A 15057-nucleotide genomic window follows, 5' to 3' on the forward strand; every position below is an offset into this window, starting at 1 on the left:
TGGTCGGATCCTGTGCCTGTCTGCACATGGGGCTTGCATTACCCATGAGACTTGATACAATGTCTGACTTTGCCGAATTCACTACTTTTTAAGCAACATGGCCAATACCGCCCAAGCCCGCAAGCGCGCTCGCCAATCGGTTGAGCGTAACAAGCACAACTCCAGCCTGCGCTCGATGCTGCGCACCGCCATCAAGCGTGTTCGCCAGGCCATCGAAGCCGGCGACAAGGCTGTTGCTGGCGAAACGCTGCGCAAAGCGACCAGCGTCATCGACCGCGTGGCTGACAAGAACATCATCCACAAGAACAAGGCTGCTCGCCACAAGAGCCGCCTGGCTGCCGCCGTCAAGGCGCTGGCCTGATTGTGACGTGCCGCCCCTCTCGAGGGGCGACACGAGTCGGCAAATAAAAAAGGATGCCTCCGGGCATCCTTTTTTATTTGCTCGACCCGAGCGTCACTTGGGCGTCGGGAACGCCTCGCGCAGCGCGAAGGTCGCCTGCTTGAAGATGCCGAGGTCGGTGCCCACCGCCACGAAATGGATGCCCATGTCGATGTAGCGGCGCGCATCCGCCTCGACCGGCGCCAGGATGCCCACCGCCTTGCCGGCGGCGCTCACGCGCTCGTAGAGGTGGCGGATCGTTGCCTGCACTTCGGGATGGCCGGGATTGCCGAGATGCCCCAGGCCCGCGGCCAGATCCGACGGGCCGATGAAGACGCCGTCCACGCCCTCGACCGCCGCGATCTGATCGACGGCCTCGACGCCCGGCCGGCTCTCGATCTGCAGCAGCACGCAGATGTTGTCGTTGACCGTGTTCAGGTAGTCGGGCACCGTGCCATAGCGGTTGCTGCGCTGCAGGCCGGCCACGCCGCGCATGCCTTGCGGCGGATAGCGCGTGGCGGCAACGGCACGGCGCGCGTCGTCTTCGGACTCGATGAACGGAATCAGCAGGTTGTAGAAGCCGATATCGAGCAGACGCTTGATCTCGACGGGATCATTCCAGGTGGGCCGCCCGACCGGCGCGCTGCCGCTGCCCTGCAGCGCCTGCAGCTGCTGCAGGAACATGGGCACCTCGTTGGGCGAATGCTCTCCATCGAGCAGCAGCCAGTCGAACTCGGCCAGGCCGGCGAGCTCCGCGGTGATGTGGCTCGACATGCACATCCAGAAGCCGATGACCCGCTCGCGCGCGAGAATGCGCTGGCGAAAGCGATTGGGGAAAGGTGAAGTCATAGTGTTGCGGTTCTCCGACTACTTGGCGCGCGCCACCCATGGCGCGCGCCTCATCATGACACGGGCGGACGCCCGGCCTCAATCCATGCGGGCGCCCGACGCGCGCGCGGCCTTGCCCCACTTGTCGATCTCGGCGCTCACGAACTGCGAGAAGGCCTGGGGGCCATTGCCCACCACCACGAAGCCGACGGCTTCGAGCTTGCTCTTGAGTTCGGGTTGCGCCAGCGCCTTCACGGTGGCCTTGTGCAGACGGTCGACGACCGGTGCGGGCGTGCCCTTGGGCGCCGACAGCCCGAACCACGATTCCGCCGCAAAGCCGGGATAGCCCGATTCGGCGATGGTGGGCACATCGGGATAGGCGGGATTGCGCTTGGCGCTGGCCACGGCCAGCGCGCGCACCTTGCCCGCCTGCACTTGCGGCAGCAGGTTGTCCTGATTCAAGAACAGGACGTTCACGCGCCCGCCGATCGTGTCGGTGATCGCGGCGGCGCCGCCCTTGTACGGCACATGCACCAGGTCGATGCCGGCCGCCTGCTTGAGCATTTCCATTGCCAGGTGACCGGACGAGCCATTGGCCGAGCTCGCATGGGTGTACTTGCCCGGGTTTTCCTTGGCGAGCTTGATGAAGTCCGCAAAGGTCTTGGCGGGGAAATCATTGTTGGCCACCAGCACGTTGGGCCCGGTCGCCAACAGCGAAATATGCACGAAGTCGCTGTCCTGGTACGGCATGCTCTGATAGAGCGCGTAGCTGATCGCATTGGAACCCACGCCCGAGAGCAGCAGCGTGTAGCCGTCGGGCGCGGACTTGGCCACGGCATCCGAGCCGATGTTGCCATTCGCACCGCCGCGGTTCTCGACAATGACGGTCTGCCCCAGATCCTTGCCCAGCTCCGCGGCCAGCAGGCGGCCGACGGCGTCGGTGCTGCCTCCGGGCGGGAACGGCACGATGAGGCGCACCGGCTTGTCCGGATAGGCGCCCTGGGCCTGGGCGGCGGCGGGCACGACCCAGCTCCCGATCGAGAGCGCGACGACAGACACAAGGCTGCGCAGCAAGTTACGGCGATGTTTCATGGATGTCTCCTGTTGTGGTGGTAGACCCGGACCCCTTGCACCTACCTGTCCGGGCTGTCCTGCCGGCCTGATGCCGGCGGACGGCTGCCGCTCGATGGTTGCTTGCGTGCGCAACCACCCTGGCGGCGTTTGTGGTTCTGAACGGCGAGGCGCGTCAGCCGCGCAGCACGAACGGCGCGCCGCTGCGTTCGCAGATGGCCGCCAGGCGTTCGATCAAGGCCGGCGCCAGCGCCACGCCCGAGCGGATGCGCTCGTCGCGCGCGGCCACCTCGGGATCGCCCGGCACCAGCACCGGCTGGGCCGCATTGGCGGGCGGCGTGTCGCGCATCGTGTCGATGAGCTCGTCGAGGTCGTCTTCGAACGAGCCCGCATCGCGAAAGGCATCGGGATTGAGCGCGAGGAAAAAGTGCCCCACGTCGTCGGGATCGCCGGGTTTGCGCAGTGCCTGCTGGCGCACCGCCAGCGAGCTGCCGCCGAGCGTGCCGCCCAGCACCTGGGCCATCAGCGCGAGCCCGTAGCCCTTGTGGCTGCTCATCGCGGCCGTGCCGCCCAACGGCGTGAGGCCGCCCTCCGCCCGCTTGAAGATGAAGTGCATGGCCTGCGCCGAATCCGTGATCGGCGTGCCCTGCCCGTCCACGGCCCAGCCCGACGGCAGCGTCTTGCCGTGATAGTCGTACACCTTGACCTTGTTGGCCGCGACCGTGGTCGTGGCCATGTCGAGCACCAGCGGTTCGTTTTGGGCCGCCGGCGCCGCGAAGGCGATCGGATTGGTGCCCAGCATGGGCATGGCGCCGTGCGTGGGCACCAGGATCAGCGTGGTGGCGCTGCTGGTCACCAGACCCACCAGCCCGCGCTCGACGGCCATGCGGGCATACACGCCCGCCGCGCCGAAGTGATGCGAGTTGCGCACCGCCACGGCACCCACGCCATGTTCGAGGGCCTTGTCGCAGGCCAGGCGCATCGCCTGCGCGCTCACGGGGTGGCCCAGGCCTCCCATGCCATCGATCAGTGCGCTCGACCCGCCCTCGCGCACGATGCGCGGCCGGGCATCCAGGCGCAGCGTGCCCGCGGCACGCTTGTCTTCATAGGCCGGCAGCATTGAGATGCCATGCGAATCGACGCCCAGCAGATCGGTCTGCGCCATGAGTTCGGCGGTGATGGCCGCCAGGTCGGCAGGCATGCCCCACGCGCGCAGGATCACATCGATCTGCTCGCGGATCTGCGCGAACGAAACCCTTCCCGGCGCCAGAGACGCCGTCGTCATATTTTGCTTGCCGCTGTCCTGCACGTTGTCTCCCTGGGGTCTGATGCCCCGATGTCTGGTACGTGTTGCGGCCGGCACGCCGCGGCTAGTCGCGCTCCCGGTCGACCAGGCGGTGCCGCGCCTGACCCAGGTGAAACTGCATCGCGACGCGCGCGCGCTCGCCATCCTGCTCGCGGATGGCCGACAGGATCGCGGCGTGTTCGTCGGCGACGCGCTGCGCGCGCTGGCGCGAACCGGTCCGGGTCAGGCTCAGGCTCAGTCGCATGAAGCCGCTGATGGCCTCATGGATGTTCTCGAGCACGCCCCAGTAAAAATCGTTGCCGCTCGCGTCGGCAATGCTGGCATGAAAGGCCAGATCGGCTTCGGCCGACACCTGGCCCTGCTCCAGCGCGGCGACGAAGGCGCGATGCGCGGCCGCGATGCGCTCGAGCTGTTCGTCGTTACGGCGCAGCGCGGCGAGCCGCGCCGCATCGCCTTCGAGCGCAACCCGGACCTCCTGGGCGCGCAGATAGGCACCGACGTTCTGGACGTCAGGGAAGGTTTTGAGGCGCGGCGCCGGTTGATGGCTCACGAAGGTGCCCAGGCCCTGATGCGCGGTCACGAGCCCATCGGCGCGCAGGCGCAACAGCGCTTCGCGCACCACCGGGCGGGACACGCCGAACTGATCGCAGATCTCGTGTTCGGACGGCAGCTTGTCGCCGACATTGAGCCGGCCGGACGCGATGCTTTCGAAGATCTTGCCATAGAGCTGATCGGCCAGGCGCACGCGCTGGCCGCGCTCCAGCGGCGCGGCCTCGGCCACCATCACGGGCTCGGCTTGCTTCTCGGACGAGGTCTTACGGGGCACGCGGACTCCTGTACATCTGAACGGCGAACGCTATCGTAGCCTCCGCCGCGCACCTGCGCTTGAATGCAACGCGTGGAGAGCGGCGCGCGGCTAGCGGCGCGCGGCGAGCGGCGCGCGGCTAGCGGCCAGCCGCCCTCAGGCGGGCACCGCCTCGCGGTCCCAGGCGTAGAGGGCACGCGCCACCGGCTCGACGCGCTTCTTTTCATCGGCCGACAGATTGCTCAACAACGGCAGCATCGGACCCATGTCGGCCACGCCGGCCAGCGTCACCGCGTCGTGCAGCACGCGCAGCGGGCTGATCTCGTCGCGGCAATCTTCCAGCGCCATGTACTGCTCGCGCAGCGCGTCGGCCTCGTCGAAACGGCTTTTATGCAGCAGCTGCAGGATGCGCATCGAGCCGCGCGGCGCCAGGCACACCGAGCCCGAAGTGAAGCTCTTCAGACCGAAATGACGGTAGTGCTCGACCGCCGGACGCTCGCCGATACCGCTCACGATCCAGCGCGATTCCACCTCGGCCAGCAAGGCCGTGAGATAGGGATCGCGCGAAGGATCTTCGCGCACGACGGCGTACTTGAGCGCAACGATGCGCCCTTCTTCGATCAGCTTCGCCACCGTGTCCGGACGCAGATAATCCGCCGCCTTGATGTAGACCACGGCCGGCTTGCCCAGGGCATCGGAGAAGCGCCGCACGCCGTCGGCCAGGCCCGCATCCGTGTACGGGAACGACATCGGCAACAGCATGGCGGTCGGAAATGCGCGGCTGCGCAGGATCGCGGCCTGATCGATCAGCTTGCCGTAGTCGGGACCGGCCGAGGGCAGCACCCAGGTATCCGGGCCGGCCGCTTCCGCCAGAAAATCGACGATGCGCGCGTACTCGCTCACGGCAACGTTGTAGAAATTCGCATTGCCGCCGTACATCACATTGCGCACCCCGCCCGCCTCGAGATGGCCAAGCAGCTTGCGGTTGGCCTCTTCGTTGAGCGTAAGGTCCGCGTGGCGCGCCAGCGGCGGCACGGCAATCACGGAACGCTGCAGGTCGGCGGGGGTGACCGGGGTGGTTTTCATGAGCCTGAATCCTCGTATCGGACGGCGCACGGCGGCGCGAAAGTGGCGGCCAGTATGCGGAAAAAACACTTGATTGACAAGTTTGCGCTGCCTACCTATATTTGTTTTACAAGCAGGCCGATTCACCCCGACGGGCGTCCACGCTCGCGGGGCACACCACACGATGCGCCGGCACAGCACAGGCGCACATCCGGAGACAAGATCGATGCACCTGACACTGCGCCGAGGCGCGCTCGCGCTCGCCACCTGTTTCGCCGCACTGGCCACCCCGGCAGCCCATGCCGATCCCGCCGCTAACTATCCCGACCGTGATGTCCGCATCCTCGTGCCCTTCCCGGCCGGCGGCACCGCCGACATCGCCGCGCGCACCGTGGCCGCCGAACTCGGCAAGCGCTGGAACCGCGCGGTGGTCGTCGACAACAAGGCCGGCGCCGGCGGCAACGTCGGCACCGCCGAGGCCGCACGCGCCAAGGGCGACGGCTACACGCTGTTGATGGGCACCGTCAGCACGCACGCCATCAACCAATCCGTCTACCGCGAACTGCCCTACGATCCGGTCAAGGATTTCGAGCCGGTCACGCTCGTCATTCCGGTGCCGAACGTGCTGGAGCTCAACCCGGCCTTCGCCAAACGCCACAACATCAACACCGTGGCGGACCTGATCAAGTATCTGAAGGCCAACCCCGACAAGGTCAACATGGCCTCGACGGGCAACGGCACGTCCACCCATCTGTCGGGCGAGCTGTTCCAGACCATGACCGGCACGCGCATGACGCACGTGCCCTACAAGGGCAGCAGCCCCGCGCTGACCGACGTGATGGCCGGTTCGGCCGATCTCATCTTCGACAATCTGCCCTCCTCGATGGGCTTCATCAAGGGCAGCAAGCTCAAGCCGCTGGCCGTGACCACCGCGACCCGATCGCCCGCCCTGCCCGACGTGCCGACGCTCGCCGAGGCCGGCGTGCCCGGCTACGAGGCCTCGAGCTGGTTCGGCCTGCTCGCGCCCGCCGGCACCCCGCCCGCCATCGTCGCCAAGGTGCAGCGCGACGTGGCGGAGGTGCTGCAGCTCGACCAGGTGCGCGCGCAACTACTGGCCCAGGGCGCCGTTCCTTCCGGCATCAGCCCCGCGCAATTCAAGACCTTCATGGCGGACGAGACCAAGAAATGGGCAGCCGTCGTGCAGAAATCCGGCGCCAAGGTGGACTGAGGCCCGCGCCTCGGTCACCGGGCAACCGGCATAAACGCCCGCTGCCGATGCGCGCGGCAACGGGCATCACAACACCATACGCGCGCCAGGAGACACCGTGAAACGCTTCCACTTTGCCGCCGCGAGCCTCACGCTCGCCACTCTGGCCTGCGCCCCCTTCGCGCACGCCGCCGACGATGCCAAGTCCTGGCCCAACAAGCCGGTCACCATGATCGTGCCGTTCGTGCCGGGCGGATCCTCCGACATCACCGCGCGCTCGGTCACGCCGGGCCTGTCGAAGATCCTAGGCCAGACCTTCGTGGTCGAGAACAAGCCCGGGGCTAATAGTTCGATCGGCGCGCAGCAGCTCGCGCGCTCCACGCCCGACGGCTACACCATGATGGTGGGATCGATCGGCACGTTCTCGATCAACGAGGCCCTGTACGCGAACCTCGCCTACAACCCCAGCAAGGACTTCATCTACCTGACGCAGGCCGTGCGCAATCCCAACGTGCTGGTGGCGCCGCCCTCGTTCCCGGCCAACACGGTCGCCGAACTGGTCGAATACGCGAAGAAAAACCCCGGCAAGGTTTCGTACGCCTCGTCGGGCACCGGCTCCTCGGATCACCTGTCGGCCGTGATGTTCCGCCAGCGCACCGACACCACGGGCGTGGACGTGCCGTACCGCGGCGGCGGCGCGGCGATCGCCGATCTGATGGGCGCGCAGGTCAACGTGTCGTTCCAGAACCTCGGCGCGGTGCAGACGCACATCAAGGGCGGCAAACTCAAGGCGCTGGCCATCACCGGTGCCGAGCGCGTGAAGGACCTGCCCGACGTGCCCACGCTCGCGGAGGCCGGTGTGAAGGACATGGTGGTGTATTCCTGGCAGGGCTTCGCCGTGCCCAAGGGCACGCCCGCCCCCATCGTGAGCAAGCTGTCCGATGCGCTCATCAAGACGCTGCACGACGAACAGGTCGCCAAGACGCTGGCCGGCCTGGGCTTCGAGGTCGTGGCCAACACCCCGAAGGAGTTCGCCGCGTTTCAGCAACAAGAGGTCAAGCGCTGGAAGGACGTGATCGAAAAGGGCAACATCAAGCTCGAATGACGCACGCCGCATGAGGGATGCCGATGCCCGCACCGGCATCCCTCGCGGTCGCTCGACCCCTGCCGCACCCGCCGCGCGCCTCCCGGCCGCGCCCTCTTCCCGCCGTGCGCTATGCCAGCGCCACGCGATCAAGTAGCATTTTCGTTTTGCCACCCCCAGATTCGATTCCCATGACTACCAAGCAACGCATCATCCAGGTCGGCTCGTATGCCGGATCTCCCAGCGCCAATGCCCGTCTGGCCGAAAGCTATGACGTCTTCGAGCTCTGGAAGCACGAAGACCGCAAGGCGGCGCTGGCCGAGCACGGCAAGGGCGTGACCGCGCTGGTGACCTCGGCCACCTTCGGCTGCAGCGCCGAGTTGATGGATGCACTGCCCGACCTGAAGGCGATCTGCAGCTGGGGCGTGGGCTATGAAACCATCGACGTCGCCGCCGCCAAGGCGCGTGGCATCCTCGTCAGCAACACGCCCGACGTGCTCACCGACTGCGTGGCGGACCTCGCCTGGGGCCTGCTCATCGCCGCCGCCCGCCGCATCGGCCAGGGCGAGCGCTTCGTGCGCGCCGGCCAGTGGGGCCAGGTGCACGGCAACATCCCGCTCGGCATGCGTGTGAGCGGCAAGAAGCTCGGTATCGTGGGCCTAGGCCGCATCGGCGACGCGATCGCCCGCCGCGGTCTGGGCTTCGACATGGAAGTGCGTTATCACAACCGCCGCCAGCGCGACGACGTCGACTACGGCTACGAGGCCAATCTGGTCGATCTCGCACGCTGGGCCGATTTCCTGATCGTGGCCACTGTCGGCGGTCCGCAAACCCGTCATCTGGTGGGCCGCGAGGTGCTCGAAGCCCTCGGCCCCAAGGGCATCGTCGTCAACATCGCGCGCGGCCCGGTCATCGACGAGACCGCCCTGGTCGAGGCCCTGACCAGCGGCAAGCTCGGCTTCGCCGCGCTGGATGTGTTCGAACACGAGCCCAAGGTGCCGGAAGCCCTGCGCACGGGCGACCAGGCCGTGGTCCTGCCGCACATCGGCAGCGCCACCTACGAGACCCGCATGGGCATGGAAGACCTGATGCTCGCCAACCTGAAGTCGTACTTCGAAACCGGCACGGTGGTCACGCCGGCCGAATAACGCGGGCCGACCGCCGCGCGCCCGCGTGCCGGGCCGGCGGACGCCCCTCGCAGGAAGGCAAAAGCCGCCGGGAGTCACGCTCCCCGGCGGCTTTTTTCGTGGGCGCGGCGCACAAGGCGGCGCGCCGTCCGGGCGGGACGGTCACGGCCGCCCGCGGGATCAGATTTCCCGTTCTTCGGTCTTGAGCTGGTTGTCGCGGGCGAAATCGACCACGAACTTGTAGGCGAGCGGTTCGAGCTCGCGCAGACGCAGATCGACCACGATGCCGCGCACGCCGTCGATCACGACGGGCAGCACATAAGGCGAGTAGGTCAGGTGATTGCCGGCGCTGCCGGGCGGACGGAACTGGGCCATCACGCCGGCGAGGCGTTCTGCCCAGTCACTGGGACGAAAGCGTGAGCCACTCTCGGTCACACCATGAATAACGAATTGTTTGACGCGATTTGCCATGGATTCTTCACTGCGGGCTGCGCGCGCGGACGCCGGATCGGCCGCGTCTCAAACATGCGACCCGCGCCGCGAATTGTATATGATTGATCCTTTGCCCTCCTGTCAGGCAGGTGCCGACAGGGGACGGAAGGTCCCGACCCGCCCCCCGCCACCGGGGCATATCCGTGGAGATGATCGCGATGTCTACCCCTCTGGCCAATATCTATTCACGCCTTCCCGTGTCGTTCACGCATGGCAAGGGCGTCTGGCTGTGGGACCCGCAAGGCCGCAAGTATCTCGATGCCCTGGCGGGCATCGGCGTATCGTGCCTCGGTCACGACCATCCCGGTCTGGTGCAGGCGATCACGCAGCAGGCCGCGCGCGTGATCCACACGTCCAACATCTACGAAGTCCCGCAGCAGACGCAGCTCGCGGCGCGCCTGAACGCGCTGTCGGGCATGGAAGAAGTCGCCTTCAACAACAGCGGCTCCGAGGCCAACGAGGCGGCCATCAAGCTGGCCCGCTACTACGGCTATAAAAACGGCAATACGCACGCCCACATCATCACGATGGACTCGTCGTGGCACGGCCGCACGCTCGGCACGCTGGCCGCCACCGGCAGCGAAAAGGCCCGCAAGGGTTTCGAGCCGCTGCCCACGGGCTTCATCCAGGTGCCCTACAACAACCTCTCCGCCGTGCGCGAGGCCGGCGACCGCGAACCGCGCGTCACCGCCGTGCTGCTCGAGGTGCTCCAGGGCGAAGGCGGCATCCGCCCCTCCGACACCGAATACCTGCGGTCCCTGCGCGCGCTCTGCACCGAGCGCGGCTGGCTGATGATGATCGACGAAGTCCAGTCCGGCATCGGCCGCACCGGCAAGTGGTTCGCCCATCAGTGGGCCGGCATCGAGCCCGACGTCATCACGCTGGCCAAGGGCCTGGCGGGTGGCGTGCCCATCGGCGCCATGCTGGCGCGCGGCCCCGCGGCGGGCGTCTTCACGCCCGGCAGCCACGGCACGACCTTCGGCGGAGGCCCGCTCGCGTGCGCCGCCGGCCTGGCCGTGCTCGACGCCATCGAAAAAGAAGGGCTGCTCGACAATGCCGAACGCATCGGCGAGTACCTGAAACAAGCCCTGGCCAGTGCGCTGGCGGCGCTGCCCGGCGTGACCGAGGTGCGCGGCCGCGGCCTCATGCTGGGCATCGAGCTGGCCCGGCCCTGCGGCATCCTGGCGCTGCGCGCCATGGAAGCGGGCCTGCTCATCAACGTGACGCGCGACAAGGTCATCCGACTGCTGCCCCCGCTCATCCTCACGCAAGACGAGGCCGACCAGATCGTCGGTATCCTCGTGCCTCTCATCAAACAGTTCCTGGCCGAACAAGCATAATCAACGGCGGGCGGCGCCACGCGCCCCAGCCCGCACAAACGACCTGTGACATCGAACATGACTTCTCCCTCGAATCAGAACGGCCCGCTGCGGCACTTCCTGCAGTTCAAAGATCTTTCCGCCGCCGAAATCGGCTACGTGCTCGAACGCGCCCGCATCATCAAGTCCAAGTTCAAGCGCTACGAACCCCACATGCCGCTGCACGACCGCACGCTGGCGATGGTGTTCGAGAAAGCCAGCACCCGCACCCGCGTGTCGTTCGAGGCCGGCATGTACCAGATGGGCGGTTCGGTCATCAACCTGACCTCCAATGATTCGCAGCTGGGCCGCTCCGAGCCCATCGAGGACACCGCGCGCGTGATCTCGCGCATGGTCGACATCGTCATGATCCGCACGTTCGAGCAGACCCGCATCGAACGCTTCGCCTCGCACTCGCGCGTGCCGGTGATCAACGGCCTGACCAACGAGTTCCATCCCTGCCAGATCCTGGCCGACCTGTTCACCTACATCGAGCACCGCGGCCCGATCGCGGGCAAGGTGGTGGCATGGGTGGGCGATGCCAACAACATGTCGTACACCTGGCTGCAGGCGGCCGAGCTGCTGGGCTTCACGCTGCATGTGTCCACGCCGGCCGGTTATCAGCTCGACCCGGCCCGCATCGGCACGCCGCCCCCGTCCGTCCTCAAGCAGTTCAAGGATCCGATGGAAGCCTGCCAGGGCGCGCACCTGGTCACGACCGACGTCTGGACCAGCATGGGCTACGAAGCCGAAAACGAAGAGCGTCGCAGCGCCTTCGCCGACTGGTGCGTGGATGCCGAGATGATGGCCGTGGCCGATCCGCAGGCCGTGTTCATGCATTGCCTGCCCGCCCACCGCGGCGAAGAGGTCACCGGTGAGGTCATCGACGGCCCGCAAAGCGTCGTCTGGGACGAGGCCGAGAACCGCATGCACGCCCAGAAGGCGCTGATGGAGTTCCTGCTGCTCGGCCAGTTGCCCTGATCGCGTATCCGTCCCCCCGGGGCCGCGGCGCGGCGAGGCCCGCCTCAAACGCGCTAAAATAGCCCGTTGATTTCAATCTCGCGCCGCCTGCGGGCGGCGCGCGTCGTGCGGCACGTCGCCGTCAGTCCTGTTGGCGCTCTCGATCACACAATGACTACCATTCTCCCGAACCTTCCCACCGGCCAGAAGGTCGGCATCGCCTTTTCCGGCGGCCTGGACACCAGCGCGGCCCTGCTGTGGATGCGCGAAAAGGGTGCGATTCCCTACGCCTACACGGCCAATCTCGGCCAGCCCGACGAGCCCGACTACGACGACATCCCCCGCCGCGCCACCCAGTACGGCGCCGAGAAGGCCCGCCTGGTCGACTGCCGCGCGCAGCTCGTCGCCGAAGGCATCGCCGCCCTGCAGAGCGGCGCGTTCCACATCACGACCGCCGGCATCACCTACTTCAACACGACCCCCATCGGTCGCGCCGTGACCGGCACCATGCTGGTCGCCGCCATGAAGGAAGACGGCGTCAACATCTGGGGCGACGGCAGCACGTTCAAGGGCAACGACATCGAGCGCTTCTACCGCTACGGTCTGCTCACCAACCCCGACCTCAAGATCTACAAGCCCTGGCTCGACCAGCAGTTCATCGACGAGCTCGGCGGCCGCGCCGAGATGTCCGAGTACATGCAGAAGGCCGGTTTCGACTACAAGATGTCGGCCGAGAAAGCCTACTCCACCGACTCGAACATGCTGGGCGCCACCCACGAAGCCAAGGATCTCGAGCAGCTGAGCTCGGGCATCAAGATCGTCAAGCCCATCATGGGCGTGGCCTTCTGGCGCGATGACGTGGTCGTCAAGGCCGAAGAAGTCACCGTGCGCTTCGAAGCCGGCCAACCGGTCGCGCTCAATGGCGTCGAATACGCCGACCCGGTCGAGCTGATGCTCGAAGCCAATCGCATCGGCGGCCACCATGGCCTGGGCATGAGCGATCAGATCGAAAACCGCATCATCGAGGCCAAGAGCCGCGGCATCTACGAGGCCCCGGGCCTGGCGCTGCTGTTCATCGCCTACGAGCGTCTGGTCACCGGCATCCACAACGAAGACACCATCGAGCAGTACCGCGAAAACGGCCGCAAGCTCGGCCGACTGCTGTACCAGGGCCGCTGGTTCGACCCGCAAGCCATCATGCTGCGCGAGACCGCCCAGCGCTGGGTCGCCCGCGCCATCACCGGCGAGGTCACGGTCGAACTGCGCCGCGGCAACGACTACTCGATCCTGAACACCGTGTCGCCCAACCTGACGTACGCGCCCGAGCGTCTCTCGATGGAGAAGGTGGAGAACGCCCCCTTCACCCCGGCGGACCGCATCGGCCAGCTGACCATGCGCAACCTCGACATCGTCGATACGCGCGAGAAGCTCTTCACCTACGTGCAGACTGGCCTGCTGGCACCGTCCAGCGGCGCGTCGCTGCCGCAGCTGAAAGACACCGGCAACAAGTAAGTCCTTGCCGCGTCAGCAAAAACCGGATCTCGCGATCCGGTTTTTTTTCGCCGGCGGTCTGACGGCATGGCGCGCGGGTGCCTGGCCGGGTCCGCCCTCCGGGTCGATGGAACCACCGATCTGGCCCTCTAAAAATCGACGGTACTTTTCATACAAAACATTAAAGACCGGCGCCCAAGCTGACGTTAAGGGTGCGCGGCCCTCCCTTCTCTATTCCGGGTCGCGCTTACTGGACCCGACATGCCCCGCTTAACCCTGCGTCAAAAACTCTGGATTCCCCTGGCCATGGCCTGGATCGGCCTGCTGGCTGTCACGGTCTTCAACGCCTTTCAGGCGCGTTCGCTGCAACTCGCCGAACGCCGCCAGGATCTGTCGAATCTGGCCGAAGCGGCCCACAGCCTCATCGTGGATTCGATGAAGCTGGGCGAACAAGGCAAGCTCACGCCCGAGCAGGCTCGCAAGCAGGCCATCGAGCGCGTGGGCGCACTGCGCTACGGCAGCGACGGCTATGTCACGCTGACCGACGCGCAGTCCAACATCGTGATGCACCCGATCAACGCGAGCCTGAACGGCAAGAACATGTCGAGCTTCCGCGATGCCAAGGGCGGCGACCTCTACGGTGAGATCGCGCGCGCTGGCGCAAGCTCGAGCGGCAACGGCTATCTCGAATACTGGTGGCCGCGCCCCGGCGCCAAGGAAGCCAGCCCCAAGCTCGGCTACGTGATGCGCTACAAGCCCGCGTCCTGGGACATCATCGTGGGCACGTACATGGACGACATCCAGGAAGCCTTCATGAGCGCGCTGATGAAGTCGATCGGCCTCCTGGCCGGTCTGGGCCTGCTCATGTCGTGGGTCGCCGCGCTCGTCGTGCGCAGCATCCAGCGCTCGGTGGGCGGCGAGCCCGACGTGGCCGCCCAGGTGGCCGGCCGCATCGCGGCGGGCGACTTGAGCACGCGCGTCACGCTGCGTCCCGGCGACGACCAGAGCGTGATGGCGGCCATTGCGCACATGCGCGATCGCCTGGCCGAGACCGTGGGCAAGATCCAGATCGCGGCAGGCTCGATCGACGCGGCCGCGCGTGAGATCTCCGCCGGCAATACCGACCTCTCCTCGCGCACCGAAGAGCAGGCCGCATCGCTCGAACAAACCGCCTCGAGCATGGAAGAGCTGACTTCCACGGTGCGTCAGAACGCCGACAACGCACGCGAAGCCAGTGAGCTGGCCTCGCAGGCCTCCAACGTGGCGGCTCAGGGCGGCCAGGTCGTCAACCAGGTGGTCGACAAGATGCGTGGCATCACCGCCAGCTCGCGCAAGATCGGCGACATCATCGGCGTGATCGACGGCATCGCCTTCCAGACCAACATCCTGGCGCTGAACGCCGCGGTCGAGGCCGCGCGCGCCGGCGAGCAGGGCCGCGGCTTCGCGGTCGTGGCGGGCGAGGTGCGCAGCCTGGCGCAGCGTAGCGCGAGCGCCGCCCGCGAGATCAAGGACCTCATCGGCGAATCCGTCGGCCAGGTCGAAACCGGCTCGGCGCTGGTGGAACAGGCGGGCGCCACCATCGAGGAAGTCGTGCAGGCGGTGCACCGCGTCACCACCATCATGGGCGAGATCGCGACGGCCTCCTCCGAACAGACGCGCGGCCTCGAAGAGGTGAACCGCGCGGTTTCGCAGATGGACGACGTCACGCAGCAGAACGCCGCACTGGTCGAGGAAGCCGCCGCTGCGGCCGGCTCGCTGGAAGACCAGGCGCAGCAACTGCAACGCGCCGTCGCCATCTTCCGTCTCGAGCAGGCCCCGGTCGCCACCGCCCTGCCCGCCCACGCGGCCCGGCTGAACTGGGAGCCGCAGGGCGCCTGAGCGGTT

The 15057-nt window shown here is 67.0% G+C and carries 14 protein-coding genes; 8 read left to right on the plus strand and 6 right to left on the minus strand.

Translation table 11 applies throughout. The features are described 5' to 3' along the window. Nucleotides 1–97: 97 nt before the first annotated feature. On the plus strand, nucleotides 98–361 hold the full coding sequence (gene rpsT, locus CEK29_RS15615) for a 30S ribosomal protein S20 (protein ID WP_094801920.1): 264 nt from the start codon (nucleotides 98–100) through the stop codon (nucleotides 359–361). 93 nt (nucleotides 362–454) lie between these two features. Here rpsT and garL read toward each other — a convergent pair whose 3' ends face one another. From garL to CEK29_RS15640, 5 genes are all read right to left on the minus strand, one after another. Next, nucleotides 455–1228, minus strand: coding sequence for a 2-dehydro-3-deoxyglucarate aldolase (gene garL / locus CEK29_RS15620; protein ID WP_094801922.1), 774 nt, complete (start codon nucleotides 1226–1228; stop codon nucleotides 455–457). Nucleotides 1229–1306: 78 nt separating this feature from the next. Next, nucleotides 1307–2299 (minus strand): Bug family tripartite tricarboxylate transporter substrate binding protein, encoded by a 993-nt coding sequence (locus CEK29_RS15625; RefSeq protein WP_094858635.1) that lies wholly within the window; start codon nucleotides 2297–2299, stop codon nucleotides 1307–1309. Between the two features lie 154 nt (nucleotides 2300–2453). Continuing rightward, nucleotides 2454–3563 (minus strand): Ldh family oxidoreductase, encoded by a 1110-nt coding sequence (locus CEK29_RS15630; RefSeq protein WP_094802211.1) that lies wholly within the window; start codon nucleotides 3561–3563, stop codon nucleotides 2454–2456. Nucleotides 3564–3648: 85 nt separating this feature from the next. After that, a complete protein-coding gene (locus CEK29_RS15635) occupies nucleotides 3649–4368 on the minus strand; it encodes a FadR/GntR family transcriptional regulator (RefSeq protein ID WP_094802213.1) in 720 nt (239 codons plus the stop codon). A gap of 177 nt (nucleotides 4369–4545) precedes the next feature. Then, nucleotides 4546–5475 carry a dihydrodipicolinate synthase family protein gene (locus CEK29_RS15640; protein WP_094858636.1) on the minus strand — a complete coding sequence of 310 codons (930 nt, stop codon included), beginning with the start codon at nucleotides 5473–5475 and terminating at the stop codon, nucleotides 4546–4548. A 205-nt stretch (nucleotides 5476–5680) separates the two neighbouring features. On the opposite strand from CEK29_RS15640, the gene CEK29_RS15645 reads away from it, so the two are divergent. The 3 genes from CEK29_RS15645 to CEK29_RS15655 all read left to right on the plus strand — a co-directional run bounded on the left by CEK29_RS15645 (nucleotide 5681) and on the right by CEK29_RS15655 (nucleotide 8893). Continuing rightward, on the plus strand, nucleotides 5681–6682 hold the full coding sequence (locus CEK29_RS15645) for a tripartite tricarboxylate transporter substrate binding protein (RefSeq protein ID WP_176456916.1): 1002 nt from the start codon (nucleotides 5681–5683) through the stop codon (nucleotides 6680–6682). Nucleotides 6683–6824: 142 nt separating this feature from the next. Further along, on the plus strand, nucleotides 6825–7766 hold the full coding sequence (locus CEK29_RS15650; RefSeq protein ID WP_249279124.1) for a Bug family tripartite tricarboxylate transporter substrate binding protein: 942 nt from the start codon (nucleotides 6825–6827) through the stop codon (nucleotides 7764–7766). Between the two features lie 170 nt (nucleotides 7767–7936). After that, entirely contained in the window at nucleotides 7937–8893 is a 957-nt protein-coding gene (locus tag CEK29_RS15655; RefSeq protein ID WP_094801930.1) for a 2-hydroxyacid dehydrogenase, read from the plus strand. Between the two features lie 159 nt (nucleotides 8894–9052). On the opposite strand, the gene CEK29_RS15660 is transcribed toward CEK29_RS15655, so the two are convergent. Next, entirely contained in the window at nucleotides 9053–9343 is a 291-nt protein-coding gene (locus CEK29_RS15660) for a DUF3579 domain-containing protein (protein WP_094801932.1), read from the minus strand. Between the two features lie 179 nt (nucleotides 9344–9522). Between CEK29_RS15660 and CEK29_RS15665 the strand changes: the two genes are divergently transcribed. The 4 genes from CEK29_RS15665 to CEK29_RS15680 all read left to right on the plus strand — a co-directional run bounded on the left by CEK29_RS15665 (nucleotide 9523) and on the right by CEK29_RS15680 (nucleotide 15051). Next, nucleotides 9523–10704 (plus strand): aspartate aminotransferase family protein, encoded by a 1182-nt coding sequence (locus tag CEK29_RS15665; RefSeq protein ID WP_094858638.1) that lies wholly within the window; start codon nucleotides 9523–9525, stop codon nucleotides 10702–10704. A gap of 57 nt (nucleotides 10705–10761) precedes the next feature. After that, a complete protein-coding gene (gene argF, locus CEK29_RS15670; RefSeq protein WP_094801935.1) occupies nucleotides 10762–11703 on the plus strand; it encodes an ornithine carbamoyltransferase in 942 nt (313 codons plus the stop codon). Nucleotides 11704–11853: 150 nt separating this feature from the next. Continuing rightward, the gene (gene argG, locus CEK29_RS15675; RefSeq protein ID WP_094858639.1) at nucleotides 11854–13194 is read left to right on the plus strand and encodes an argininosuccinate synthase; all 1341 of its coding nucleotides are present in this window, start codon (nucleotides 11854–11856) and stop codon (nucleotides 13192–13194) included. A 240-nt stretch (nucleotides 13195–13434) separates the two neighbouring features. Next, nucleotides 13435–15051, plus strand: coding sequence for a methyl-accepting chemotaxis protein (locus tag CEK29_RS15680; RefSeq protein WP_094858640.1), 1617 nt, complete (start codon nucleotides 13435–13437; stop codon nucleotides 15049–15051). The last annotated feature ends 6 nt before the right edge of the window (nucleotides 15052–15057 follow it).

Origin of the sequence: Bordetella genomosp. 5 (assembly GCF_002261475.1) — a bacterium.
Taxonomy (GTDB): domain Bacteria; phylum Pseudomonadota; class Gammaproteobacteria; order Burkholderiales; family Burkholderiaceae_B; genus Bordetella.